Origin of the sequence: Chryseobacterium angstadtii, assembly GCF_001045465.1 — a bacterium.
Taxonomy (GTDB): Bacteria; Bacteroidota; Bacteroidia; order Flavobacteriales; family Weeksellaceae; genus Chryseobacterium; species Chryseobacterium angstadtii.
The window spans coordinates 1-26,195 of record NZ_LFND01000005.1 but is presented as its reverse complement, the minus strand read 5'-3'; the positions used below and the strand labels follow the sequence as shown (position 1 = coordinate 26,195).

Below are 26,195 nucleotides of genomic sequence, written 5' to 3'. Positions count from 1 at the left end.
AAAGTTTCTCAAATTCAACCGAATAAACATTGTATGTATTTATTATATATTTGTAAAAATCTATTAAAAATGAAACGTATCGTCAATTTCAGGGATTTTAATATTTTCACTGTTGAAAAGGAAGTCTGGGATGTAGAATACCATAATCACAATTTTTATGAGCTGATTGTAATAGAGTCCGGTAAAGGCAACCACCATCTGAATGATGTTACTTTTTCCTACAGAAAAGGAGATGTATTTCTGCTTCATCCCAGTGATCAGCATGAGTTCATCATTCACAAAAAGACAAAATTCATTTACATAAAATTTACCCATCATTATGCATCCACTTATCTGCTGCCCGGAAAAAGTAAAAATGTAAAGGAAGCTTTTCAGTTGCTGCTTACAGGAAGGTCTGTCAAATATGAGTCGGCAGTTTTAAATGCTGAAGACCGAAAGTACTTCATCCAGCTGGCTAAAAATTTACGGTACGAGTTTTCAGCAAAAAAAATATATAATGGTGATATTACTACGGAATTATTTTCCATTATGGTTACCTTATTGTGCAGAAACCTGATTAATGACCCAACTACAAACAGCTGGAAGAATGCGGAACTCAGTAAAATCGACAGAATCCTTGCCTATATAAGCATTTACGCTCTGGATGAGACCAAAATGAGGATAGAAAATATTGCCGGAGAATTTTCACTCTCCTCCAATTATGTAAGCATTTATGTGAAAAACAAGACTGGTTTTTCTATTCAACAGCACGTGATTCAATATAAAATAAAAACAGCGGAAAAGCTGCTTTTACACAGTGATTATACCATTAATGAAATTGCTGACAAACTTAATTTTACCGATGCCAGCCATTTTAATAAACTGTTTACGAAATATAAAAATACATCACCTTCAAATTTTAAAGCAGAAGACAAGGAGTAATTTGGGTGGTTAAAACAAAAAAAAGCCTGTAATGATAAAAACTGCAGGCTTTAATTTTTAAAGATATCTTTTTGATACCCTCTCACAATGGTTTACAAACCGTTTCTCAATGAGCTTTTGATTGCATTCCTCCTTTTAATCAATCAATTTTGTTTTTCAGTTTTGTTTAAATTCCGTTTTACAATTTCTTCACCAACTTTCCCTAAGTATTCTTCAATAATTTTTTTCCAAATAATGAGACCATTTTCAGAATTTATAAAAATAATAAGACCTCTTTTTGATTTTGGAAGAAGCAAGACAATACATTTGGTTCCATCATCTCCTCCTGTATGCTGCAATGCCAATTCATGATCAGGGAGATCCGGAAGAATCTGCATTCCCAACCCCCAACTGATGCCGGTTTTCACCTGAGTCTGCGGTTGAATAAATTCCTTATATAACTTTTCTGAAAGCCCTGCTTTTTGCAAAATATGCACTAAAAATTGACTGTAATCTTCAACGGTTGTGAGCAAATTTGCGGCAGCATTGGATGTATCGTATTTTTCATACTTCATTGCCCGTCCTGCTGTATCACTTTCTACCGCGTATCTGCTTTCGTCTGTTGCTTTCATCCAGTAATAAGAGGTATCATTCATTTTCAATGGGGTAAAAAGGATTTCTTTTGCAATTTCTTCCAAAGATTTTTTGAATTTCCTTTCGATAGCTTTTCTTACATATTCAAATCCTTCACCGGAATATTGAAATTTCGTTCCGGGCTCAAATTCAAACGCTAATTTTTTGTCTGCTCTTAAATATCTCCAATTGGGAAAACCTGATTTTTGAGACAAAACATTTCTGGTTGTTAATTTATTTAAAAATGGGCTTTCTTTAATTGCGGGATCGATATAATAATTGGCTAAAGGTTCGTCCAAATTCCATTTTCCTGCCTCCACCAGTTTCAATACGACTACTGCTGTGATTGGTTTTGTAAGTGAAGCTACTTTATAAATACTGTTGTACTTTACCGGAATATCATTTTTTTGTACTCCAAAAGATCTTATTTGCTGCAATTGCCCATCATGGATATATCCAATTGATAATGAAGGTATTTTTAAATCTTTTAAAAGCCTCTGAATTTCTGAATCCGAATTGAATAAAGGAAAAGGATAGCCATCTTCAAATTGAGGATCGTATCTTTCCGGCTTATTGTGATCATAGCTCAGTTCTTTATTCAACTTCCATTCTCCCTTTTCCAACAACCATGTAGCCATAAATTTTGCCCTTTCCGTGAAACGTTGTTCTTTGTCATTCATCATGTAAAAATCATGAATACCCGACTGAAGGGCTCCATATAATTTTCCCTCATTATATAAAGGAAAAACTGTGAGGCTTCCTTTTACTAACTTCCGGATGGGCTTGCCTTTGGGGTTTTCACAAATACTTTCTTTAAAATTCTTTAAAAATGTTTTTTGGTCCTGAATCCCGTTTTGATCATGATAAAATTCAAAATCATTAGTGACCAGATTCTCGACAGCACTCAGATTACATTTATTAAATCCCTGTTCAAATAAAATACTGTCTTTTTTCTGAAGGGTAATAAATAATTCTGATTTTGGATTTACCTGGGCTCTTGTATTTATTGATAATAAAATTAAGATAGCAGTAATTAAATTGAACGGTCTCATTGTTAAAATATTTAATATTAATGAATGAGACAAATTTCAGGATGATTCCCGATTTAATAGAAAAGTTAGCCCGACAAGAACACGCCAACTACCCGACAGGTATTATAAGAAGTTGAAATTCAAAAATATACGCATCTTGCCTTTCCTGTCGATTGAAATTGCATTGAGAATGATAATATAAATATTGATGATGCAGGCTATTGCAGCAACAATCAATACTAATGGAAAATCAATAGAAAATATCCTATTCAAAAACGGACTAGAGAAGAATACGATTACTGATATTAAAGTCCATAAAATCTGAAGAGAAACCATCTGTTTTGTCATTAAATTATTTTCCTTTTTAAAATACATAATAAGCAGTGGCACCAATATATTCATTGGCGGAAAAATAATAAAAGGTAATGAAGATAAATTGATAAGTTTAATCAATTGGTAATTGACAGTCTCGTTAACAGGATTGTTTAATAATTCAGTTTCTTTTACATTAAGTGCTTTTGCCAGCATTTTTAAAGTATAACCTTTGGGTTCAGTACCAGCCTCAATCCGTTGAATGGTTCTTACGGAAATACCTGACTTTGCCGACAGTTCTTCTTGAGTAAGATTCAAGTTTTCTCTGTATTTAAGAAGTTGTGACATATGATATTGAACATTTTAATTTATGTAACAATATTAATTATTTTCACTCTATTCCGAAATAGCTGATGATTAGATACGCTAAATCTATTTTAAAATCCTAAATCGCCTACTCTTCATAATTTAAAACAACAACATCGCTTCATTTCTTGATATTCCTGAGTACAAGCATCCTAAAATTTGTTATCAGCATTGCTAAGTTTGAATGAGCCAATAAAAAAGCCTTAGAATTTTCATTCTAAGGCTTTTCTGCGGAGAGTGAGGGATTCGAACCCCCGGACCTGTTACAGTCAACAGTTTTCAAGACTGCCGCAATCGACCACTCTGCCAACTCTCCTGAATAACGGCTGTACCGTTGTTTTCAGTGGTGCAAATATAGAGACTTTTTTGTAACTGGCAAAATATTTTTTCACAGTTTAGCCAAAGTCATTGGATAATAAGGAGTAAAATATTGATCAGCCCATATGCATCAGTATTTTCAGGCATTTTTACACTGACCATTTTTGTATAATTATACTCTAAATCTTTCCGGATTCTCCTCAAATGAATACTTCCTGTCCTGATATTTCACCTGATTCCGGCTACGTCCATCCCGTTTTAGCACGCCAATCATTATAATTTTGATCCTGATTTTCTATTTCAGGAATATCGTCCACACCGGGAATCCTGTTTATTTCCTCCTGAGAAAGAGCAGGCAGATTCATTTGCTCGCGTTTTTCATTGAGAATATCTTTATTTTCTACCGGATATGGCACTCCCGTAAAGGTCAATTGAGTACCATAGCGTTGCGGCTTTCCCTGAAAAAAATGTATTCTGTCATGCAGATAAGCTAAATTGGACAGATTGATATCCCGGCGGTTCTCCAGCATTTTTTCGTAACATTTTTTCATAAATTCCGGTTCTCCTATGGAATGCTGTATAATAAGCCAGGCTGCATCACTCGCTTCAGCTCCTACCTTTGAAACTGTTGGAAAACCAATTGCATCCATGATTTCTCTAAGACGTTCTGCATTTTGCTTATGAACAGATTCCATTTCAGGGTGATAACCTCCCGAAAGTTTCCCCTCAGAAGCGAGACGTTCTCTTACTGACAGATCTTTCTGAGCAAGTCTAAGCAATTCTGATGAAAATTCTTTATCCATATTATTTCAGCGTTTTAGAATTGTAATATTATAAAGATTTAAGTATTTCTCAAAACGTTAATATATTCAGCTCTCTGAAATCAGTATTTTTACACGAATGTCGGCAGCTATTTTTATCTCTTCTTTTAATATTTCCGAAAACTTGTCACATTTTATTCATTAGATTTGTCTTTCAGAGAAATACCATGCAGGAAAATTACAGCAGGCTATTGACTTACGCTTACAATATAACAGGCTCCTACGAAGATGCTCAGGACATTGTACAGGATGTCATTGAAAAATATATTTCTTTAGATCACTCCGAAATCAGGAATGAAACTAATTTTTTGATAAAAAGCACCATTAACCATGCCATTAATTTCAAGAATAGACATACCGGAAGAATGGTATATGGAGAGTGGCTTCCGGAACCTCTGTCCTTCGACAACGGAGAAAATAAACTGATCCGGGAACAGACAGCCCGCTACACCCTTCTTGTACTCCTGGAAAAGCTAAATCCCAGAGAACGCGCTGTTTATATTTTAAAAGAAGCCTTTGATTATTCTCATCAGGAAATTGCTGAAACCCTTGATATAAGCATTGATAATTCCCGGCAGCTCCTCAGCCGTGCGGGAAAACAGCTGCAACATATTCAGTACGCTCCTGATGCAGCCAATTCTACAGACACTTCTATACTTCACCAATACCAGGAAGCATTAAGTGAAGGGAATATTCCCAGGATAGAGGAACTCCTCATGGATGATATCAGACTGTCTGCAGATGGCGGGAAACGCATTCGTGTAGTTAAAGCTGTAGAAACAGGAAAATCAGCAACCGCATCACTGCTTGCTTATGTTTACGAACAGTTTTTATCCAAAAAAGCATTCACGTTTCATTACCTCAACCACCAACCTGCGTTATGTTTCTGGCAGGGGGAACACCTGTACAACTGCCATATTTTAGATCTGGATCATCATGGATTGATCCGTGAAATTTATTCTATTGTAGATCCTGAAAAATTAAAAAGACTATCTCCGGTTTAAATTCAAAAATAAAATAATCCGGCTCTTTGTCACATTCTCTCCCATCGCTGTGTCTTTAGAGAAAAAAGTATGAACACACTTCTCAGAATCGACAGCAGCATCAGGCTTGAAGATTCTTATTCGCGAACTTTGGGTGATTATTTTGTCCATCTTTGGACCACAAAACATACCAATAGTTCAGTCATCCAAAGAGATACAGTCACACAGCCTGTTCCCCATCTTACCCAGCAAACCTTTGCTGCTTTTTATGATGACCGCTTTTATCCTGGCTATCTTCACCTGTCTGATGTATGGATAGACGAGCTGTACCGATGCACCGAGATCCTGATCCTCTGCCCTATGTACAATTATGGAATACCCTCTGCTCTGAAGGCTTATTTTGATCATGTTATCAGAACTGAAAAGACCTTCACTTCCGACAATGGAATTAAAGGATTGCTTTCCAATAAAAAGGCCCATATCATTACAGTTTCAGGCGGCATTCATTCCATAGAAGGTAGAAATCCAATGGAAAACCACCTGACCTGTATTTTAAATCATTTGGGTATTACTGATATTAATTATTTTCCTCTGGAAGGCATTGCCCTTTCCGATCAGACTTCTGCAAAAACAGATTTAGTAAAGACTCAGATTAATAAGTATTTAAATTTCAGCTAATTATGGAAAACATAAAACAAACTATTGAAAAATTCATCAAAGGTGGAGACAACAGCGACCCAAAAGCCCTGGAAGAAGTTTTGCATCCCCGCTACCAGAATATTCAGGACGGCTTCTTTGGCAATGAAGGTATTTTTATTATTTCAAAAGAACAATATATCAAATATGTTCAGGAAAAAACTTTTGGAGGAAAATCACGGAGCATCATGTATAAATCCTTATCTATAAAGGGAAATATAGCTCATGCAGAAGTAGAACTGGAAAGCTCTGCCCTTTCTTTTTCATCCCTGATTATTTGCGTTAAGGAACATGGTGAATGGTTGGTCATGACTAATATTCCTTCTATTATAGTCAAAGAATAAGATTTAGCATTTTTATATTACGAATATATCAAGACCCGGAGCAAAAAATCCGGGTCTTTTTCTTTTAAAAAGCAGTTTTTAAGAAAAACATATTACAAATTAAACAACTTAGCTATTCAGCATGGGCGAATGCCCAAAAAAACTTCATTTTATCCTTAAATAACCCTATCAAAGCAATTTGACATTACAGACAGAAAAAAACTGGACTTCGCCATAAAATCAGGTGAAAAATCACAACGCAATGAATTTTATTGTTAATTCAAACACATCTAATCAACTGATTATAAATTAAATAAAAAACAAAAAACATTAACTAAGCTTCTTTAGCCATCCAATTACATCTTTCAAATAGTACTTTTGAAAAAACCAAAACAAAAGATTCAAAACACAAATTAGAAAACAAAAGTTATGAAGAACAAAATTATTTTATTAGGCGCTTTAACAGCAGGTACTTTATTTTTTAATGCACAAACATTAGAAGAAAAACAAAAAATCGTTAGAGCAACCAATGTTTCCGCACTTGAAAAAATCTCTTTAGAAAGTGCAGAAAAGTTTGCCCGTGAAAAAAGCCAAGCATTGGAATTTGCCCAGAAAAAAAATATTCCTGTTATTATTGAGAACCGTGACGGATCCAAACAGGAATTAATGAAAGTAATAGACGGAGTTCCCATCTATTATACCAACAACAATACGGCAGCAGCGAAATCCACAAGAGCCAATCATCTCAATTCAGGAGGTTCCTTAGGTTTGAACCTGAATGGAGAAAATATTCAGGTCAATGTTTGGGATGGTGATGCTATCCGCAAAACCCATCAGGAGTTTGGAAACCGTGTAACAATTGGTGATACCGGAAATCCTACAACCAGTACACAAGGAAATCGCCATGCTACTCACGTAGGAGGAACTGTTGCTGCATCTGGAATAACTCCAAGTGCTAAAGGGATGGCTCCTAAGTCTAAAATTAAATCATATGAATGGAACAATGATGTCAGTGAAATGGCTACAGAAACATCGCAGGGACTTACTATTTCCAATCATTCTTATGGATACAATCCTGTTAATATATACGAGCAAGCTGCTTACTGGTATTTCGGAGCTTATATAGATACTTCCGCCCAGTTTGACGAAATTCTGTTTAATGCACCTTATTATGTTGTGTGTAAAGCTGCTGGTAACAGTGGTGGCAGTGGCTATAACCAATATCCTTTAGGAGGTGGGTCTTCAAAAGTTTTTGATAACCTGAGTGATGCGTCTACCTCAAAGAATGCTATTGTAGTAGCTAATGCCAATGATGCTAATATTGATAATAACGGAAATTTAGTTTCTGTAACTATTAATTCATCCAGCAGTCAGGGACCTACTGATGATATGCGGATTAAGCCGGATATTACAGGAAATGGAACAGGAGTTTACTCTACTGTATCTTCTTCTAATACCGCTTATGAATCGTTGACTGGTACGTCCATGGCATCTCCTAACGTTACGGGAACCCTAGTACTTGTGAATGAGCATTTCAAAAACCAGACCGGAAGTTTTATGCTGGGAGCTGCATTAAAAGGCCTTGCCTTACATACTTCCGATGATTCCGGAGCAACTGGTCCTGATGTAAATTTCGGATGGGGGTTACTTAATGCTAAAAAAATGGTGGAAACTATTAATAACAGAAACTCAACAGCTCTAATTGTAAACAAACAACTCAATAACGGTGCAAAAGAAACTGTCAGCATCAATTCGGACGGTATTAATCCTATAATAGCTTCCATTTCATGGTATGACAGAGCCGGCGCTGTACAAACCTCTGAAAGTGATCTTAACAATCCTACGAAGAGATTAGTGAATGATCTTGATCTTAGAATTGTAGCCTCTAATGGCACAAACTATTATCCGTGGGCTCTAACCTCCCGGTCTACCAATGCAAAGAAGGATAATAACAGCGATAACTTTGAGCGCGTAGATGCAGGCGTACTTCCAGCTGGAAAATACTCTGTGGTGATCAGCCATAAAGGAACACTGACAGGAGGTTCACAAAACTACACCTTGATTGTAACCGGAAAATCAGCTAACAACCCAACAAGAGCTACGGTAAAGAACGAGACGCCTATCAGTAAAACGGAATCATTTAAGATTTATCCAAATCCTGCTAAAAATGAAATTAATGTGCGCCTTTCAGCAATAGAAAAATCAGGAACAATAATTAGAATCATGGATGCCGGAGGAAAAGAGATTATCACTCAAAAAGCAGTAGAAGGAGAAAATAAAATCAATATTTCTTCTATTCCTTCAGGAACTTATCTTGTTTCAATAAGCAATGGAAAAGAAACAGTCACTGAAAAAATGATTAAAGAATAGTTTTTTTTATTATAATTTTTCATACGATTTTCAAAAGTTTTTTTATGTGGGGCCGGGCTGATTTAGTATGAGCATTCATTTCCGGCCCATTTTTAAAATGATGAAAAACTACTATTTTTTTTAAGTTAATTATATCATAGTAAAAGTAGTCTTCTCTTCAATCAACAGCATTAAAGAAGCGAAAACGGAAGTGCAGTAAGGAGAATAATTTTAAGTAGGCTTAATAGCAAATTTTAATATATTTTGACCGGCCGGGTTTAATAATTCCATTAAACTCAGGTCGGTTTTGTTGATGAAATAATGTAAGATTTCATTCGCCTAATATGATTTAATTTTGAAAATCAGGCAGCGCTTAACTCTTGAAAACCTCAATTCTATTCATAAATCCTTAAAACAATCTTAACCTTCATTTCAACTCACTTACCAAACAGACGTTTAAATTTGTCCGAATCTAATATACCGTTAAAAAGTGAAGAAAATTTTTACCTCTGTCTTATTATGTGCCTCTATTTTTTTCTACGCACAAACCGGAACCGTTTCCGGAAATATTAATGACGATTCTAAAATAGCACTTCCGGGTGCAAAAATAAAATTGACTCCGGGAAATATCTACACCACCTCCGATGATCATGGTAATTTTGTTTTCCTGAATGTTCCTTCCGGAAATTATACAATGACTGTAGATTATCTAGGATATGGAGCAACTGAATACAATGTCTCTGTGGAAGCCGAAAAAAATACAAAGCAGAATATTGTATTTACCCGCAAGGAGACAACGATTGCTGAAGTGGTAGTGAGTGGAGCTACGCTAAAAAATCAGGCAAGGGCGCTGAACAAGCAGAAAAACAATGCCAATATTACCAACGTAATTTCTGCTGATCAGATCGGACGTTTTCCGGATGCCAATATTGGTGATGCCTTGAAACGTGTTCCCGGAATCACCATACAGAATGACCAGGGTGAAGCGAGAAGCCTCATCATCAGAGGGCTTGCTCCGAATTTAAATTCCGTAACACTGAACGGCGACAGAATTCCTTCTGCCGAAGGGGATAACAGAAATGTACAGATGGATCTTATTCCTTCTGACATGATTTCCACTATTGAAGTGAATAAAACACTTACTCCGGATATGGATGCCGATGCCATAGGTGGTTCCGTCAACCTTATCACAAGAGCCTCCCCTAATGGTCAGAGAATCTCAGCAACCCTTGCCGGCGGTTATAATCCAATCCGTGAAAAGGGTAATTATACAGCCGGATTCGTGTATGGTAACCGTTTCCTTAATAAAAAGCTGGGCGCTGTTTTCAGTTTTTCTTATAACAATAATAATTTCGGTTCAGACAATATTGAGCCTACATGGAGCCAGGCTAATGATCCCGCACAAACGGCTTACATCAGTAAAATGGGTATCCGGTATTATAATGAACACCGAATCCGGCATAGTTTTGACCTGAACATGGATTATGAATTCAATTCAAAAAATAAGATCTATGCTTCTGCCATGTATAATTTCAGGACAGATAAAGAAAACAGGTTTGCATTAGGATATAAAATTAAACCGGTCTACAATACGGACGAAACCGAGATCACCGGTTGGAAAGGGAGCATCACCCGACAGAATAAAACGGGAGATGCCAATAACGACAATACCCGTCTGGAAAGACAAAAAGTGCAGAACTATGCATTACGCGGTGAACATCTTCTGGGCTCTAAGATCGATCTGGACTGGTCTATGAATTATGCTACGGCAAGTGAGAAAAAACCTCATGAGCGGTATATGGAATTTGAAAACGGGAAAATGACTTTTTCCTCAGATCTCAGCAATCCGGAAAGACCTATGATCACTCCACTGGCCGCTGACAATTTAGGAGTCTATACGCTGAGTGACCTTTCAGATGCCAACAGTTTTACACAGGAGAAAGAATTTGGTGCTAAGGTGAACGTCCGTTTTCCATTTTCGGTAATAGATAATCAGAAAGGAAGGTTACGTGCAGGATTACGTCTTCGCTTAAAAGAAAAGGAGCGAAATAATGATTATTATGCTTTCGAGCCTTTGGATAATATGGGAAGCCTGCTCTCCGTTCCTACCGTGAATTTAGATGGAAACAATTTCCAGCCGGGCCACTATGTTCCGGGAACTTTTGCAGATCCTGCCTATGTAGGTGGTCTGGATCTGTTTAATCCTAATTTATTTAAAGGAGAACTGAAACCTGAAGAATTCCTTTCCAGCAATTACAATGCAAAAGAAAATATTTACGCAGGATATATCAGATGGGATCAGGATTTCAGCGAAACTTTCTCGATGATTGCCGGAGCCCGTTTTGAAACCACAAAAATTGATTATACCGGAAACTACGTCATGAATGAAGAGGATTTGGAAGGAAAAATCAACCGAACCAATACCTACACGAATATTTTACCTAATATCTCTTTCAAATATGTTCCGGTTCAGGATCTTGTGCTCCGTGCGGCTTTTACAACAGCTTTAGCCCGTCCGAATTATTACTCACTGGTTCCTTATCTGAACGTTATCTCTGCCGATGAAACCATTGCCGCCGGAAACCCTGATTTAAAAGCCACTTATGCCTATAATTTTGATTTTATGGCTGAAAAATATTTTAAATCCGTAGGAATTCTTTCGGGAGGTGTTTTTTATAAGAATTTAAAGGATTTTATTTATACCTACTCCAGAAGGAATTATACAGCCTCTGATTTTGCGGGCGATTTTGCAGGGCAGTCCAATCCTATCCCTGCCGGAGAAAGCAACTGGAGATTTACCCAGCAGCGTAATGGTGATAATGTAGATATTTACGGTTTTGAAGTCGCTCTTCAGCGTCAGTTGGATTTTATTCCGGGAGCATTCTGGAAAGGTCTTGGTGTGTATGTGAATTATACCTATACAAAGTCAAAGGCTAAAGGAATCACCAATGAAGATGGAATAGAAAGAACCGATGTAGGGCTTCCGGGAGCTGCTCCGCATATGTTCAACGGGTCTCTATCCTGGGAAAACAAACGTTTTTCAGCAAGAGTATCTATGAATTATGCTTCTCATTATATTGATGAACTGGGTGGAAATTCTTTTGAGGACCGCTATTACGATAAACAGGTTTTCCTTGATGCCAATGCTTCCTATAAAATCACCAGTCAGCTGAGAGTTTTTGCAGAAGCAAATAATCTAACGAATCAACCGTTAAGATACTACCAGGGAATCCAGAGCAGAACAGCACAGGTTGAATATTACAGACCAAGATTTACTTTAGGAGTAAAATTTGATTTTTAAACGTATGAAAAAGACATCACTTATAATAGCTATTTCAGTTTTACCTTTTGTAGTAAGCTGTACCGCACACCATTTAGGAAAAAAAATAAAACCTTCTATCATTACCGAAACAGTAGTTCATGATACGGACGATCCCGCGATCTGGATTCATCCTGAAGATGCTTCAAAAAGTATCATCATTGGCACAGATAAAGATACAGACGGTGGCCTGTTCGCCTTCGATCTGAACGGAAAAATTATCAATAAAGTTCCGGGGTTAAAGCGCCCGAACAACGTAGACATCGAATACGGCTTTGTTTTAAACGGAAAGAAAACGGATATTGCTGCGGTTACGGAAAGGGAAACCAATACGGTAAAGCTTTACAGTCTTCCTGATCTTAAAGAAGTGGGTGCTTTTACCGTATTTGACGGAGAAACAGAGCGTGATCCAATGGGGATTTCGATGTATAAAAATCCGGCAACGGGAATGATTTATGCTGTTGTGGGACGAAAATCGGGACCTGCCGACGGTTATCTGTGGCAATATGAGCTTTCTGAAAAAAACGGAAAAATAACGGGTGAAGTTATCCGTAAGTTTGGAAAATACAGCGGTCTTAAAGAAATTGAAAGTATCGCCGTAGATGATGAAATGGGATACATCTATTACTCGGATGAACAGTTTGGAGTACATCAGTATTATGCGGATCCGGCCAAAGGAAATGAGGAGCTTCTCATTTTTGGAAAAGGTGATTTTAAATCTGATGTGGAAGGAATCTCCATCTATCCTACTTCAGCCCAAACCGGATATATTCTGGTTTCAAACCAACAAAAAGATACCTTTAATGTCTATCTGAGAGAAGATCCGGCAAAAGGAAGAATCGCTGAAATTCCCGTTTCCACCAGTGAAAGCGACGGTTCGGAGGTCGCGAATGTGAATTTAGGACCAAAATTTCCGAAAGGTGTATTTGTCGCCATGAGCAACGGAAGGGTTTTTCATTTTTATGACTGGAGGATTATTGAGGAAAGGATTAAAAGCCAGGGTATAAAATAAGGCATGACCTGAAATGAGATGGAGATTAAAGGGCTTGTTTATTATGGGTAATTTATAACTGTAAACCTTCGAAGGTTTTCGAAGGTTTATTGAATTTATAAGTTTTGAATCCAAAATCTATTATTAATCTTTTTGTAATATTAGACTCCTATACTTGATTGTATTTGATTCTAAAAATATTGTTTCATCTTTCATATTAAATCTTAAAGGAATAAAATCAGCAATACTATTGGCTTTATCTATATTTCTTTTATCTGTACAATTAATTTTAATCTTTTTATTTGAAATAATTTTATAACTACCAATGCATTCAACTCTATTTGCCTCAACTTTTTTCTCTATAGTGATTGCATTATTATCAAGGATTTTTATTTTTAGAAATTGTTTGTTATCAGCATATGTATAATTACCTTTGAAACTTTCGGTATATATTCTATTCTGCGATGTACAGCATACAAAAGATACAATCACTAATAAACTCATTATCTTTTTCATTTTGATTTCTTAGTTTTTCCTTCGTTATCTATATAAAGACTATGCAAATTTAAACAGTCTTTATAGGTATTAGTAAATATAATGGTTTTCTAAAATATTTGAATCTATTTCCTTCTCAAAAAAATTCAAATGATAGTTATTGATAAAAGTACCACACGAAAGGATTCGTGCGGCAGCAGAGGAATTTTTATTAATAAACAATTTTTCTTTTTTCTAAAATATTTTCTTTTCCATTATCAAGAATATAAATTTTCATTAAATTTCCTTTGGAATCAAACTTTTTAATCTTTTCTTCTAGGCTAAAATCCAACAATTCTGTTTTATCATTAATAGTCATACTTCCTTTAAAAGAATGCCTATCTCCATATGGATTTAACTTGTATACCCCTTCTACTCTTGATTTTGGAGCATTGAAAGTTAGCTTTTCATAATCATAGCTATTATTATCAATCCAATTATATCTTTCTGTCTGCGCAACGACAATGTCACTAGAAGCATTTAATAATAATGTACTATAAATTAGGCGATCTTTATCGTCAACGAGATTAAATTCCTTTTTATATAGATGACCTTCATTATTATAGCTTTCTATTTGAATACTATTGTATACATAAGTATATTGTTTAATCTTTGAAACTTGTTTCTTCACAAGTTTATTTTCCTTCTCAGAAATCATCATCCCTTCAATTATTTTATTCTCTTGAATAATACGATAAGTATCATCAAGTTGAACAACTGTCTTGATCCATTCTTTATTTTTGTCAGATACATTTTTTATAGTGATCTCATTCTTATTTTTGTCGTAGCTGTAATTTCTTGTTGGAGTTAATTTCCCATTCTTATTTTCAAATACTTCCATTGATTTAAAATTACTTTTAGCAAGCACTTTAAGAGAATCTTTTGTTTGAAAATTTTGGGAAAACAATAATGGTCCTAGAAGAATTAAAAAAATTATATTTTTCATAGAATTAGATCAATTTGATGAAAACTTACCAATTATACTCTTCGTGCTTGAAGTCAAAATTAAATCTGATACACTAGGAATCATTTGCAGATGTTTTAAAGAAGAGTAGATGGGATATCTCACTCTTGTTTTAAAATTATCTTTTTTAATGAATTCTAAAAAATCAATGATTTAATTTTTATTAAATTTCTTAAAATAATTCTCATAATTTTCTGGAAAGGTATGTAGTAGCTTCGATTTTTTATCAAAAATTAATGTGATATTAAATGGATCATAATGTAACCCTTTTATAGAATTTTCATTAAGATTTTGATAAGGAATAGGAGTAAGCAAAGAATTAAAAATTCTTAAAGAATCTTTCGAAACAATAGGAATTCCTTTATAAGAATATATTTTTTTATAATTTAAGCCATCTGTCACCTTACTATCCATAATTGTAATACCAATGCCAAATTTTCCATTTTTATAAAATGCTGTATCTCTAACATTCATAGATGTTAAAATTATAAAGTTATATTTAATTCTATTTTTACTAGAAACTTCTAAAGCTGTATCTAAAATATATTCCGCATCTTTTCTATCAAGTTGAGATTTACAACTCAATAAGAAATTGGCTAAAAAAATTAATAATATTATTCTTTTCATTTAGATTTTCCTTTACAAGTTGTACTTTTATTATTATACTGAGCATAAATACCTCCAATTCTATTTTCTAAGCTTGAGTTATGATATAAATTGTTTCAAGCCCTGCTGTTGAGTAGCTTAGGCTATACTAATAATTATGAACAAAAATGCCACACAAAAGGATTCTTGTGACAATAAGAACTGTACATTTTATTTTCAGAAACAGCTTACCGACTCACTTAACTAAAATTAATAGATCTAACTTATTAAGAAGACTATCTATTCACCTGCTCAGAGCTGAAGCTTGAGGTAGTAGGAGTTATTGAACAATTCAGTGTATCAAGCATATAATACTTTACTTCTTTTTTTTGCTCAAGTATAAATTGCTTTTTATTAAACTTAATAACTTTATTTAATGGCTCATAACAATTTAAATATTTATTTTTTTTATCTATATACAAAAAGATTGTATCGTTATCTAAAAGCTGGCACCCAACAAAATTCATTGACGTGGGGGATTCCTTACACTTCACAATCTCACATAAACTTTTATTATTATCCGTAAATAAACTTATAACATAAACAGCTCCCACTTTAGATCTTTTATTATCTCTTTGTAATTCGTCAATCATATTTTTGTTTATAGTTATTGCTTGAATGCTCCTCTTTTCTTTACAGGAAAAGAATATCAATAGAATTAGTACTGGTATGAAAAATTTATAATACATATTTAAAATTATCAAAAAACTATATTTTAATAATTATTCTATTTTTATTGTCTTAAAGATTTTCAAAAATATTTTTTTATTGTGTTCACTTAAATCTGTGCTTATTATGGCAAACTTATTTTTATGGATGTCTATACTATCAAAATAAATCCCTACTAATCCTTTACTACTTCTTTTTGGTAACATAATTTGCCCTACTTTATTATTAATTGTATCGAGATAATAATAGTTCTCATTGAAAATACCATTCTTATAATCTCTTTGAGCATTATCTGATAAAAATATTTTCTCCCCGTTCACCTTACCTTTATCATATATTTCCTTTTCAACTGTAATGGAATAATTCTCATGGAAAGGTTCGTAGTAGGATCCAAAATATATAGAACCTATTGATTTTCCATTAGAAAAAATATCATATACTACCATATCTTCACTCTTAGATTTTTTCAATGAGAAAGTTTCTGGAATTTCAAAATGAATATTTTGGATATTAGTCTTTTGGAATGATGTACCATTCTTTTTATTTTCACAAGAACTAATAAATAAAATTATAAATGATATAAAAAACAATCTAAACATAATTATCGAGTACGTGTATTATCATTATTAAAAGTCTCAACATCTTTCCGCAATTTAGAAGATCTTCTAAAATTAGGGTTATTACCGGGAGTAGAGGCTTTATATACATCACCAGTTTGATAATTTACTGGAACAAATCCCACTTCTGCTTTTTGTTGAGTAGTAACAGATTTATTACCATTAGTATCCATTATTGTATTTGAATCTTCGTTTGGATACTGAAAACCAAGCCTTTTATAGCCTTCCCCTAATCCCAACATATGTCCCATTTCATGAAATATAGTGTCGTTAAAATTTCCATCCTGATACTGAACAATACCAATCTGTCCTCCTCGCCCTTCTGTTAATCCATTTACATCAGTATTTTCTTTTTTATTATAGACATCCTTAGAGGTAATTGTCATAACATTGGCTGTCCCTTTTATATCATTTGCATCAGTAATAACCTTATAAACAACGTTTAAACTTTCTATATTATCATTTTGCCTAATACTACCTAAAGCTAAATCTCTACTTGCAGCCCCTTTGAATTCTTTCCAGTTTATAACTCCTTGCGATTTATTAAATTTTGATTTTGACAAATCTAGTCTTTCAGGATTATACACTAAAAGTGTCATTGTTATAGCAACATTTCGAGAATACTCTTTAGTTCCCGAAGGATAAGTTTTGGTTTTTGCAGATAGAATTTTCGTTATGATGTCTATTGGCGTAGGAGCCATTCCATCCGGATCAATAAACCTTATCGGATTATTGAAAGCATAATTATAAGGACTATGTCTCGTCATCTTCTCTGCCAACGGATCAACAACTCCCCACCTCCCAATATCCGCCATATAAAACCTCGCCCCATAATCATACATTCCAGTTTCCTGCAATTCTTTCCCGTTGTACTTATAGCTATTATAACTTCCAAAATTAGAATTACTAAGCATTCCCTCAATGTGATTGAGTCCAAAAGGATAATAATTATTGGCATCCGTAATTTCAAGAACGCCTGCGCTGTTTTTGGCAAAATTCACTCTGGTATTGCCCAAGTGATCACGGTATTGGTAAATATAACGGTTTACAATCTTAAAATAATAAAACCATTGTAGACTATCAATTACAATGGCTTTTACTATCTAATTAATACAAATAATTGTCTACTCGTATTTATTAATTACCTCCTTAATCAATTCTTTCTTTTTACCATCCATAATAAATACTTTAGACAAATTCCCTCTAGCATCTATCTCATTCTCATAATAGGTAATTTGCTTAGGTATTTTCTCATTATTTTGCATTAGTTTTCCTTCTGATTCTATATAAATAGGAAATCCATTTTTATCAAGTTTCGTTTTTACAATAGTTTTGTATCTGGGATCTGTAAAAGTTTCTTTTTCATTGATTTGATATCCGTTTTTTTTGTAGTAGATACTTCTTTCATGCAATGTGAGATCATCATTAGAAACTATAAAGCTTTCAACCAGTTCTTTTTTATCATTATAAAAATAATACTCTTTGAGATACACCTTATTTTGTTTATCATGAAATAAAATTACTTTATAAGTATCAAAATAGTTAATTGTTACATTTTTTGTTAAGTAAATATTGGGTTCAACATGAGAATTAGATGTTTGAATCTCTTCCTTTATAATTCGATTTTGAGAATCTAAAAAATAATTAACCCCTGTAAGAATATTGCCATCCAATAATATTTGATGTGTTGTTAATTTTAATAGTGCAGAATCTTTCTCATAATAAAATTTTTCACTAAGTTCTAATTTTCCATTCTTCTTACGGTAAATTTCTTTTGAAACTCCTCCACCTTTTATAAATTTTGGAATATCAAAATCAGGAATATAGTCTTGGCTATAAAACAAATTAATGATTAAACTTAATATTATTATAAATACTATTTTCATTCTCTAGATATTGCTTTACACACTCTTTTACTTGAAACTTGAAACACTCTAGGTAGACAACTTCCTCTTGCTGTATTTATATCAGACAAAGAAGTTTCAGGGTTACCGTTATCTCTGGATATGAATGACTAAAAATATCCTTACTCAAATCTACTCCATACTACTGAATGAATCTTACTCTTTGTATCTGTTTTACGGAAATATATACAATGATGTGTTTACTAAAATTAATTATAAATAAAAATGCCACATGAAAGGGTTCGTGTGGCAGTGAGGGTTGCATCACTTATAAATCTTTCCAAACCTCCAATCAATAATTACTTTTTGCCCTATAATCTACATTCATTTTAAAGACTAGTCATTAATAATAATTTCCCTTCATTGGGTTTGACAATTAAATTTAGATTGAGGATCAATTTTAGAATATTGAATATATTTTGAATAATTAGAAATATCATCAACTAAGCTTCCTTTATTTCCAAAATTGTCTTTTATATATGTAATTGCTTCTTTTATTTTTATATTATCCGGCGGACAATTTATAGATTGAAATATTTTTATTTTTCCATTTGATTTTACATAAATATGAGTAAATGAATACCTAATATCCTTTATATAAAAAGCATAAAACCCATCTTTTAGTAGCAATCCATTTTTTAAAGATTTTGATTTTATAGTTTCCTTTTCATCAGAAGATAAATTCGTAATATAAAATTTTGTTTGTATATTATTCTCTTTTAAAATCTCATAGTAAACAGTTTTTTTTATATTTTCATCTATTACATCACTCATATTTTGATAATCATTATCACTTTTTATTTGAGCCCTGCAATTCACAACTATAAATAAAAATAGGCAAATCAATTTATTCATTTTGGTTTGTTTTTAAACTAATTCTAGTTAGAGTTTAGTAATTTTTGGGCATTGGCTGGATCTCTTTTAATTCCAATCTGAACGGCGGTTGTCATTTCTACCCTCGTTGCAGCAGCTTCGGGATCTCTAGGACTAGGTACTCCTTCAGACCGTCCTTTAATACTACTAATGTCTTCCGTGTTTAAATCCACGCTACCGCACGAATCCTTTCGCGTGGTTCATACATTCTAAAAAATAAATATACATGACTAGACAGATATGCCAAGCATAAATTTCTTCTCATGAATATATATTTTACATAAAGATATACATATTATAACATTATTAATAAAAATGCCACACGAAAGGATTCGTGCGGCAGCGAGGATTTTATTATTAGATTTCATTTAATCATCTTTTCTTGCTGTTTCAAATAAATTATTTTGGATAATACTATCCCCTCTAAAAATATACTCAATGGAATCACCTTTACTTTTTGAAATAGAATCACCTATTTGGTAAGAAGTTTCCATAATTTTCTCAGACCCGTTCGAAAATTTTACATATAAAAAATTATGCTCATTTTTATTGACATATATATCAATAACTTTTGTGTGTCTATTAATTTTTAAAAGTTGTTTTTTAGTTATATTATCTGAATCATGATTCAAATAAAAAACAATAAGAAAGACAATTGACCCAAATATTAACAAAAAAACAATCATTGGTTTTTTATCAGATAGATTAAAATTATTATTGTCCATATACATGCGTTTTAGATTTTGTCCACATTACGGGTAAAGCTTGCGCCGACCCTTTAAATACACCTATACCCCCACTCCTGTATCCACTATTAGTAGCTTTAGAATTTTGTCCAAAATGAGAGGGTATAAAATTATCACCATTTTTATATCCATCATATGTATCATTAAATGAACCTCCATATGACAAATTAATAGGACCGTCCCCGCCAGAATAGGAAACACCTGTTCCTGCAAAATCTGATGTAATAAATTTATGATTTGGGTCTGTAGGAACTATAATTCCTTTTTCAAGTCCAGCTGATGCACCAAAACCAATATTCGCATTAAATGAAGAAAACCAATCTGTTTCCCTCGCTACCGCGCGAATCCTTTCGCGTGGTAAAAAACGACAAATCATACATTCTAAAAACTAAATGTATATGACTAGACAGATACACCAAGCGTGAATTTCTGCTCATCAATATATATTTTACGTAAAGATATACATATGATAACATTATTAATAAAAATGCCACACGAAAGGATTTGTGCGGCAGCGAGGGGTTATAAGTTCGTATTAAATGTTTTTGAGCTATCGATAAATGTCTGAATATTTTCAGTTTTTATATTATAAAGTAATATTTTGTATTTCCCATTTGTATAAAACTTCGATACTCTTCCATTATGGACTTTATAGAGATAATTTTCGTTATATTTTCGTTTATCCCAATACTCTCCTAGATATTTTAAAACTTCATTGTAATCAATATCTTTTAACTCCCAATTCTCAGACTCCTGTCCTTCATTTTTATAAGAAGAGTAAATATAAAATATCTGCTTATCATCATATTCGAAGAAAAAATTATTATTACTTACATTCCAGTTAACAATATTTTTAGGTAATGTTATTGAAAAGTTTGTTGTATAGTATATATCCTGATCGGCTGAAGCATTAACTTTATTGATATATTTAAGCTTATTATAATTGTTACCATACTCAAATACCATACTATCATTACTAATACTTTTTTTTGGTACATCTATGTAAGAAGCACAAGAGCTCATCAACAGAACTAATAAAATAAAGGCTGAATATTTCATAATTATTTGTTTATTTTTTCCATTGCTTTTTTAAATGATGAATAATCTATTCTAATAATAGACCCTCCAGTATTATAAAATCCTACAGTAGGAGTATATGTATTTGGAGGAGGAGTTCCTCCTATTTGACCAGAAGGTAATGATCCTTGATTTTCAGTCCATCCTAATACCATAGAAGGCTGTGTATTACCAGACATATTTTTTGGATCACTATCTGTAGAAGATGGACTAGGTACTCCATAACTTGTTACGTTACCTTAACTATCATAATGCAATGGATGCAAGTGTGCATCAGAAGCTGGTTTATCACCTTTTTCTCTTAAATCTTTTCTTGCATCTGCCCATTCTTTAGTGCCTACTTCTCCAGCTTTCTCTCCAGTAACTGTTTTTGAAGATTTTCCACTTTGACCAAAGAAAAAACCTTTTTCAGTACCTGTTTTATCTGTTTTGCCAAAAGCATATATGTCATCAATTTGTTTCAAATCATCATTAGACACTTGATTAATTACATGTCCTGCAATAATTGCTGCATCTGTATCAGCTTCTTTTTTACTAGTAGTTAAAAACTACTTTTTTATCAAGCTTCCCATCTTCAACATGCTTTGTGAGCTGTCCTTTTAAATTGTAATAATCAGTAACAGGAGTCATTCCATCTGGGTCGATAAAACGAACAGGATTATTAAACGCATAATTATAAGGACTCCATCTTCTCATCTTCTCTGCCAGCGGATCTACCACTCCCCATCTTCCAATATCCGCCATATACATCCTCGCACCATAATCATACATCCCAGTTTCCTGCAACTCCTTCCCGTTGTACTTGTAGCTATTATAACTTCCAAAATTAGAATTACTAAGCATTCCCTCAATATGATTAAGCCCAAAAGGATAATAATTATTGGTATCCGTAATTTCAAGAACGCCTGCAGTGTTTCTTGCTAAACCGATCCTTACATTTACTAAATGATTTTTAACCAAAGACAGGCAATCATTTAGATTACCTGTTTTTTGAATTATTCTATTTGAAGTTATCTTATATATAACCTATTTCGTATTGTTTTTATCTACTTCTCTAAATCCATTTTCCCACTTCTGAGTATCTGAATAATATATTCTAGATTCACCTATAGAAGATTCTGCTTGAATCCAGATAATGTAATTTAATGAATCTACTTTTTTATAATAGACCGGTCCCTCTTCCGTTTCTTGAACTCCTATAGAATTCAAATCATTGGGAAGCATATGCTTTTCCTTTCTGTAATTCTCAATTTTATTAATAACTTGATTAGCTTCTTTTATATTTTTTGAAGTACAACTTAATATGAACATACTCACAAATAGTACAAGAAATTTATATACTTTCATATTCGAATTAAATTTAATATTATTGTCTTGATCTTGTTGGCTGACATAACGAACAAGGCTTGTCATTTGAACTTCCGTCATCTCCTTCAATATAAACAGGTTTTGTACTGTAATTTTTTCTTGGAGGAGTCTTTAAATTATCTTGCTTTGGTAACTCATTGTAATTAGGTGCATTTTGTGGATCTGTTGCTCCTAATGTGTTCATATAATTCAATAATTGTTCTCCAAAAGATAGTTTGCTATTAGAGTCGAAAACATTAGCTCCAAACTCTGCTCCAAACTTATCGCTAGGTAAATCCTCATAACTATATGCTGAATGTGCAGCAAAAGCAACATCCGAGGTTTCTTGTAAATAACCATCTTGTAAAGATTCACTTACTGGATTCATTTTAGACTTACCCAGCGTTTGAAGAGATACAGCCCCTCCTTTTTCAGAAACTTCTTTTTGAGCATCTATTTTTTCTTGCTTATAATTGTATGCCCTACCAGCATAGAATAGAAAATGTACCATATCAACCCAACCTCCCTTAGATGTGTAAACATATCTTCCTTCCCTATTATTAAAATAACCAGTAGCTATGGGTAAGCTTCTTCCTTGACTCCAACTAAATTCAGTATTTCCTAGTCTTGACATTGCATTGGCTGCATTTGTACCTGAAAGAGCACCCATTTTAGAAGGAGTGTTATTAAAAGTTTTTAAAAATGTAGATATAGTCCCGACTAAAGGTAGAATAGGATATCTACCATCAGGATCTGTAAACATCATAGGATTATTAAAAGCATAATTATAGGGACTGTGCCTCGTCATCTTCTCCGCCAGCGGATCCACCACTCCCTATCTCCCAATATCAGGCATATACATTCTCGCCCCATAATCATACATCCCGCTTTCCTGCAACTCCTTTCCGTTGTACTTATAATTCTTATATGTATTTCCACCAAAAAAAGCACCTCCAGTCCTTAAATGATTCATTCCAAAAGGATAGTAATCATTTGAATCGGTGATTTCCAGAGCTCCTGTGCTGTTTCTGGTGAAACTTATTCTCACATTACCCAAATGATTTTATATCCTCTTATTATTTTATTTTAAATAAACCCCTTTAAGAAAAAAGAAATAAAATAATATAAGTAATAGTGGAAAGCACAATAGTGTATAAAATATTTTCCCTTTATTTATTGTATTTTTTATAATAACAGCAAATGAAATTATAATACCAATTACATTTAAGGGAAATAAAATAAAAAAGCTTATTCTCTTATTAAAAGACGAATATGGTTTAATAAACTCTAATATATCTATAAAGACAAATGCGGAGAAATTTAACAAGAAAATTATAAAAGATAAAATTGCTAAATTTCTAATATTTATTTTTTCCATCCTACTCTGTTATAATTGTAACCATTAGTATACGCCTTCTTATCTGTTACGGTATCAGGACCTTGACGTGATATATATTTACTATTCAACTCCGCACCACTTTTCAAAACATCCAAAGGGGCACCAATCATTTGAAATGCCTTTCCTGTTTTAAAATTCCCTGCGTCATACACATTATATAATGTATTAGTTCCTTCAAATCTGATAAAGCCTCCCGCTCCATCCGGTGGTGTAGCACCCCCCCCTTGTATAGGATTATAAGCATTATCCCTTGTTTGAACCAAAAAAGACATTTCTTCAGCAAAATCAAATGTTCCATTACCAAGTAAACCCATATAAAACATCCAAGGTGACATAAAAAATGATTGCTCTCCAAAAGCCTGAAGGTATTGTGCCGTATCTTTTATGCCTCCCATTCCTAATTTGTTGAAACTGTCCGCCATATCTTGAGCTGGATATGGTATATACAAACTGACTTCCGCATCCTGTACTTCATAGTCCGTCATTGTTCCGGCATAATCAACAAGTGCCTGTAGCTGTTCCTGATCAGCAACAGAATCACCCATATTTAATTGATTTCCCTGTTCATCCACTACAACGTGTGGCCCTTCCTGAGGGGTAATAGATTGAACATAGCCCTGTGCATTAACTTTAATTATATCTTCATTCTGCCTTCCATCCGGATCAATAAACCTAACAGGATTGTTGTAAGCATAATTGTAAGTACTCCATCTCCTAGAAGTTTCCGCCAGCGGATCCACCACTCCCCATCTTCCAATATCCGCCATATAAAACCTAGCTCCATAATCATACATTCCTGTTTCCTGCAATTCTTTCCCGTTGTACTTATAGCTATTATAACTTCCAAAATTAGAATTACTAAGCATTCCCTCAATATGATTCAATCCAAATGGATAATAATTATTGGTATCCGTAATTTCAAGAACACCTGCGCTGTTTTTGGCAAAATTCACTCTGGCATTGCCTAAGTGGTCCCGGTATTGGTAAATATAACGACTTTCCGTGAAACTGTAAAATCCTTCCGCTGTGGGCACAAAATCAAGTTTCCATTCGGGCAGAGCATTAGGCTCGGGAAATGTTTTTGCTACATTTTCGTAGGCCTGTTCTTCAAAAGCGGCATCTGTTCTGCAGGTCAGGCAAAGGCCTCCTTCTTCATTATAGTTATACTGAAAACCATCCAGATAATCTGTAATACGCCTTACATCGGATCCTCCTCTTCTCGCATAGCCTATAAAGGTTTTTCTGAGTTTTGTTCCGTCTGCACGGTATAAATAGTTTAAATCTGAATTGGATGGCTGGCCGCTTCCCAAAGCATCTGACTGGCTGATTGAAAAGGCATCGGGCAGACTCAGGTAATTGTAAGCAATAGTCTGGATTCCTTTGTCTTTCATATTGATCATATTCCCGTTCAGGTCATAATCAATGGTATTGTTTCCACCTTCATATCCTGTGTCATTCAGAGAGCTTTCTATAATCTGATTGAGACGGTTCCCAGAATATTTATACTCAAGATTATCCACCAGAGTAGCGGTTCCTCCAAAAACAGGAAGGGCATTTCTTTTCAGGAATGAAATATTGCCGTTTAAATCATAGGTGAGACGCTCATCAAAATTTTTATTATGAGGATTGGTCGCATTAGGTTCGGCATATTCGGCATCTGTTAACCGGTTCAGTTTGTCATAGGTGTAATTGTATCTTTTCAGATTATTGACGGTTGACATATTCCAGTCTATTTCAGCAATATTCCCATTAAATTTTGCTGATGAAATACTGGTGTAAACGGGATCATGGTATTTTATTTTATATCCGAAAAGTTTTCCATTCAGGTTGGCCGGGTCATTGATCTGGGTCATCCAGCCTCTGATATTGTACTGGTAATCTATGGTTTGTAACGGGGTGGCTAATGATATTCCTCCTACTTTTTTAGATTTCAGCTGAGAAAGTTCGTTGTAGATATTCTGAGTAAGAATTTCTTCGGGATTATTGTCTACCTGATGTTTATGAACCAGCATTCTATTCTGATGGTCATAGGTAAAGTTTTCGGTAATGACTTTTTCTGTATCGGTTGCCTGCCTTTTATGTTTTGTAATGACAGTCTGAGGAACGCCCGCAAAATCCAGTCTGGATTCTGTTTTCGTATAGCCTCCCAAATGGTTGATGGAATAGGTTCCCACTGCACGGCCTTTGGTGTCATAATAGGTGTAATTTTTGGTCCAGCTATCGTCTTCTATGTTCTTCACCAGGCTCATCACGGGGAGGCCTTTGGTGCTTCTGCCGTCTGAAGAGGGAGTTTCGGTAAGGACAGGCTCTCCCTGAATAGTGGTTGGAAACGGGGGATTGAAATCATACCCTTGAGGATAGGAGTCGTAGTAGTTAAC

The 26,195-nt window shown here is 34.0% G+C and carries 28 protein-coding genes and 1 tRNA gene; 7 read left to right on the top strand and 22 right to left on the bottom strand.

Annotated features, from left to right (window positions below; translation table 11 throughout):
* Positions 1-69: 69 nt before the first annotated feature.
* Positions 70-921, top strand: coding sequence for an AraC family transcriptional regulator (locus tag ACM46_RS15060; RefSeq protein WP_048507519.1), 852 nt, complete (start codon positions 70-72; stop codon positions 919-921).
* Between the two features lie 143 nt (positions 922-1,064).
* Here ACM46_RS15060 and ACM46_RS15055 read toward each other — a convergent pair whose 3' ends face one another.
* The 4 genes from ACM46_RS15055 to ACM46_RS15040 all read right to left on the bottom strand — a co-directional run bounded on the left by ACM46_RS15055 (position 1,065) and on the right by ACM46_RS15040 (position 4,363).
* Positions 1,065-2,585, bottom strand: a complete 1,521-nt coding sequence (locus tag ACM46_RS15055; RefSeq protein ID WP_048507518.1) for a serine hydrolase domain-containing protein — start codon at positions 2,583-2,585, stop codon at positions 1,065-1,067.
* A gap of 102 nt (positions 2,586-2,687) precedes the next feature.
* Entirely contained in the window at positions 2,688-3,224 is a 537-nt protein-coding gene (locus ACM46_RS15050) for a helix-turn-helix domain-containing protein (protein ID WP_048507517.1), read from the bottom strand.
* A gap of 249 nt (positions 3,225-3,473) precedes the next feature.
* Positions 3,474-3,558 (bottom strand) — tRNA-Ser (locus ACM46_RS15045).
* A gap of 244 nt (positions 3,559-3,802) precedes the next feature.
* Positions 3,803-4,363 (bottom strand): DUF6624 domain-containing protein, encoded by a 561-nt coding sequence (locus ACM46_RS15040; RefSeq protein ID WP_048507516.1) that lies wholly within the window; start codon positions 4,361-4,363, stop codon positions 3,803-3,805.
* A gap of 185 nt (positions 4,364-4,548) precedes the next feature.
* On the opposite strand from ACM46_RS15040, the gene ACM46_RS15035 reads away from it, so the two are divergent.
* The 6 genes from ACM46_RS15035 to ACM46_RS15010 all read left to right on the top strand — a co-directional run bounded on the left by ACM46_RS15035 (position 4,549) and on the right by ACM46_RS15010 (position 13,063).
* Positions 4,549-5,385 carry a sigma-70 family RNA polymerase sigma factor gene (locus ACM46_RS15035; RefSeq protein WP_048507515.1) on the top strand — a complete coding sequence of 279 codons (837 nt, stop codon included), beginning with the start codon at positions 4,549-4,551 and terminating at the stop codon, positions 5,383-5,385.
* A gap of 69 nt (positions 5,386-5,454) precedes the next feature.
* Entirely contained in the window at positions 5,455-6,042 is a 588-nt protein-coding gene (locus ACM46_RS15030) for an FMN-dependent NADH-azoreductase (protein WP_048507514.1), read from the top strand.
* A gap of 2 nt (positions 6,043-6,044) precedes the next feature.
* The gene (locus ACM46_RS15025; RefSeq protein ID WP_048507513.1) at positions 6,045-6,404 is read left to right on the top strand and encodes a nuclear transport factor 2 family protein; all 360 of its coding nucleotides are present in this window, start codon (positions 6,045-6,047) and stop codon (positions 6,402-6,404) included.
* Between the two features lie 408 nt (positions 6,405-6,812).
* Positions 6,813-8,753 (top strand): S8 family serine peptidase, encoded by a 1,941-nt coding sequence (locus ACM46_RS15020; RefSeq protein WP_053082709.1) that lies wholly within the window; start codon positions 6,813-6,815, stop codon positions 8,751-8,753.
* Positions 8,754-9,222: 469 nt separating this feature from the next.
* Positions 9,223-12,033: a TonB-dependent receptor gene (locus ACM46_RS15015; protein WP_048507512.1), complete on the top strand. Its 2,811-nt coding sequence runs from the start codon at positions 9,223-9,225 to the stop codon at positions 12,031-12,033.
* A 4-nt stretch (positions 12,034-12,037) separates the two neighbouring features.
* The gene (locus ACM46_RS15010) at positions 12,038-13,063 is read left to right on the top strand and encodes a phytase (RefSeq protein WP_083997434.1); all 1,026 of its coding nucleotides are present in this window, start codon (positions 12,038-12,040) and stop codon (positions 13,061-13,063) included.
* A gap of 123 nt (positions 13,064-13,186) precedes the next feature.
* Here ACM46_RS15010 and ACM46_RS15005 read toward each other — a convergent pair whose 3' ends face one another.
* The 18 genes from ACM46_RS15005 to ACM46_RS14915 form a co-directional block, all read right to left on the bottom strand.
* Positions 13,187-13,558 carry a hypothetical protein gene (locus ACM46_RS15005; protein ID WP_048507511.1) on the bottom strand — a complete coding sequence of 124 codons (372 nt, stop codon included), beginning with the start codon at positions 13,556-13,558 and terminating at the stop codon, positions 13,187-13,189.
* Positions 13,559-13,748: 190 nt separating this feature from the next.
* Entirely contained in the window at positions 13,749-14,522 is a 774-nt protein-coding gene (locus ACM46_RS15000; RefSeq protein ID WP_048507510.1) for a hypothetical protein, read from the bottom strand.
* Between the two features lie 171 nt (positions 14,523-14,693).
* Positions 14,694-15,167: a hypothetical protein gene (locus ACM46_RS14995; protein ID WP_048507509.1), complete on the bottom strand. Its 474-nt coding sequence runs from the start codon at positions 15,165-15,167 to the stop codon at positions 14,694-14,696.
* Positions 15,168-15,421: 254 nt separating this feature from the next.
* Positions 15,422-15,778: a hypothetical protein gene (locus ACM46_RS14990; RefSeq protein ID WP_131707607.1), complete on the bottom strand. Its 357-nt coding sequence runs from the start codon at positions 15,776-15,778 to the stop codon at positions 15,422-15,424.
* Between the two features lie 129 nt (positions 15,779-15,907).
* Positions 15,908-16,453 (bottom strand): hypothetical protein, encoded by a 546-nt coding sequence (locus tag ACM46_RS14985; protein ID WP_048507507.1) that lies wholly within the window; start codon positions 16,451-16,453, stop codon positions 15,908-15,910.
* A gap of 2 nt (positions 16,454-16,455) precedes the next feature.
* Positions 16,456-17,487, bottom strand: coding sequence for an RHS repeat-associated core domain-containing protein (locus ACM46_RS23825; RefSeq protein WP_338151998.1), 1,032 nt, complete (start codon positions 17,485-17,487; stop codon positions 16,456-16,458).
* Between the two features lie 108 nt (positions 17,488-17,595).
* On the bottom strand, positions 17,596-18,357 hold the full coding sequence (locus ACM46_RS14975) for a hypothetical protein (RefSeq protein WP_048507505.1): 762 nt from the start codon (positions 18,355-18,357) through the stop codon (positions 17,596-17,598).
* Between the two features lie 378 nt (positions 18,358-18,735).
* Positions 18,736-19,230 carry a hypothetical protein gene (locus ACM46_RS14970; RefSeq protein WP_131707606.1) on the bottom strand — a complete coding sequence of 165 codons (495 nt, stop codon included), beginning with the start codon at positions 19,228-19,230 and terminating at the stop codon, positions 18,736-18,738.
* Between the two features lie 386 nt (positions 19,231-19,616).
* Positions 19,617-19,973 (bottom strand): hypothetical protein, encoded by a 357-nt coding sequence (locus ACM46_RS14965; RefSeq protein ID WP_131707605.1) that lies wholly within the window; start codon positions 19,971-19,973, stop codon positions 19,617-19,619.
* The gene (locus ACM46_RS14960; protein WP_048507502.1) at positions 19,963-20,370 is read right to left on the bottom strand and encodes a hypothetical protein; all 408 of its coding nucleotides are present in this window, start codon (positions 20,368-20,370) and stop codon (positions 19,963-19,965) included. The genes ACM46_RS14965 and ACM46_RS14960 overlap by 11 nt, the downstream gene beginning before the upstream one ends.
* 146 nt (positions 20,371-20,516) lie before the next feature.
* Positions 20,517-21,053, bottom strand: coding sequence for a hypothetical protein (locus ACM46_RS14955; protein WP_048507501.1), 537 nt, complete (start codon positions 21,051-21,053; stop codon positions 20,517-20,519).
* 2 nt (positions 21,054-21,055) lie between these two features.
* Positions 21,056-21,250 (bottom strand): hypothetical protein, encoded by a 195-nt coding sequence (locus ACM46_RS14950; protein WP_048507500.1) that lies wholly within the window; start codon positions 21,248-21,250, stop codon positions 21,056-21,058.
* Positions 21,251-21,310: 60 nt separating this feature from the next.
* Positions 21,311-21,535: a hypothetical protein gene (locus ACM46_RS14945; RefSeq protein ID WP_131707604.1), complete on the bottom strand. Its 225-nt coding sequence runs from the start codon at positions 21,533-21,535 to the stop codon at positions 21,311-21,313.
* 70 nt (positions 21,536-21,605) lie between these two features.
* Positions 21,606-22,031 (bottom strand): RHS repeat-associated core domain-containing protein, encoded by a 426-nt coding sequence (locus ACM46_RS14940; protein ID WP_048507498.1) that lies wholly within the window; start codon positions 22,029-22,031, stop codon positions 21,606-21,608.
* A 66-nt stretch (positions 22,032-22,097) separates the two neighbouring features.
* A complete protein-coding gene (locus ACM46_RS14935; protein ID WP_131707603.1) occupies positions 22,098-22,418 on the bottom strand; it encodes a hypothetical protein in 321 nt (106 codons plus the stop codon).
* Between the two features lie 19 nt (positions 22,419-22,437).
* On the bottom strand, positions 22,438-23,184 hold the full coding sequence (locus tag ACM46_RS23555) for a hypothetical protein (RefSeq protein WP_185116206.1): 747 nt from the start codon (positions 23,182-23,184) through the stop codon (positions 22,438-22,440).
* A gap of 69 nt (positions 23,185-23,253) precedes the next feature.
* Entirely contained in the window at positions 23,254-23,466 is a 213-nt protein-coding gene (locus ACM46_RS14925) for an RHS repeat-associated core domain-containing protein (protein ID WP_185116205.1), read from the bottom strand.
* A gap of 317 nt (positions 23,467-23,783) precedes the next feature.
* On the bottom strand, positions 23,784-26,195 hold a 2,412-nt coding region (locus ACM46_RS14915; RefSeq protein WP_131707602.1), incomplete at its 5' end, for an RHS repeat-associated core domain-containing protein.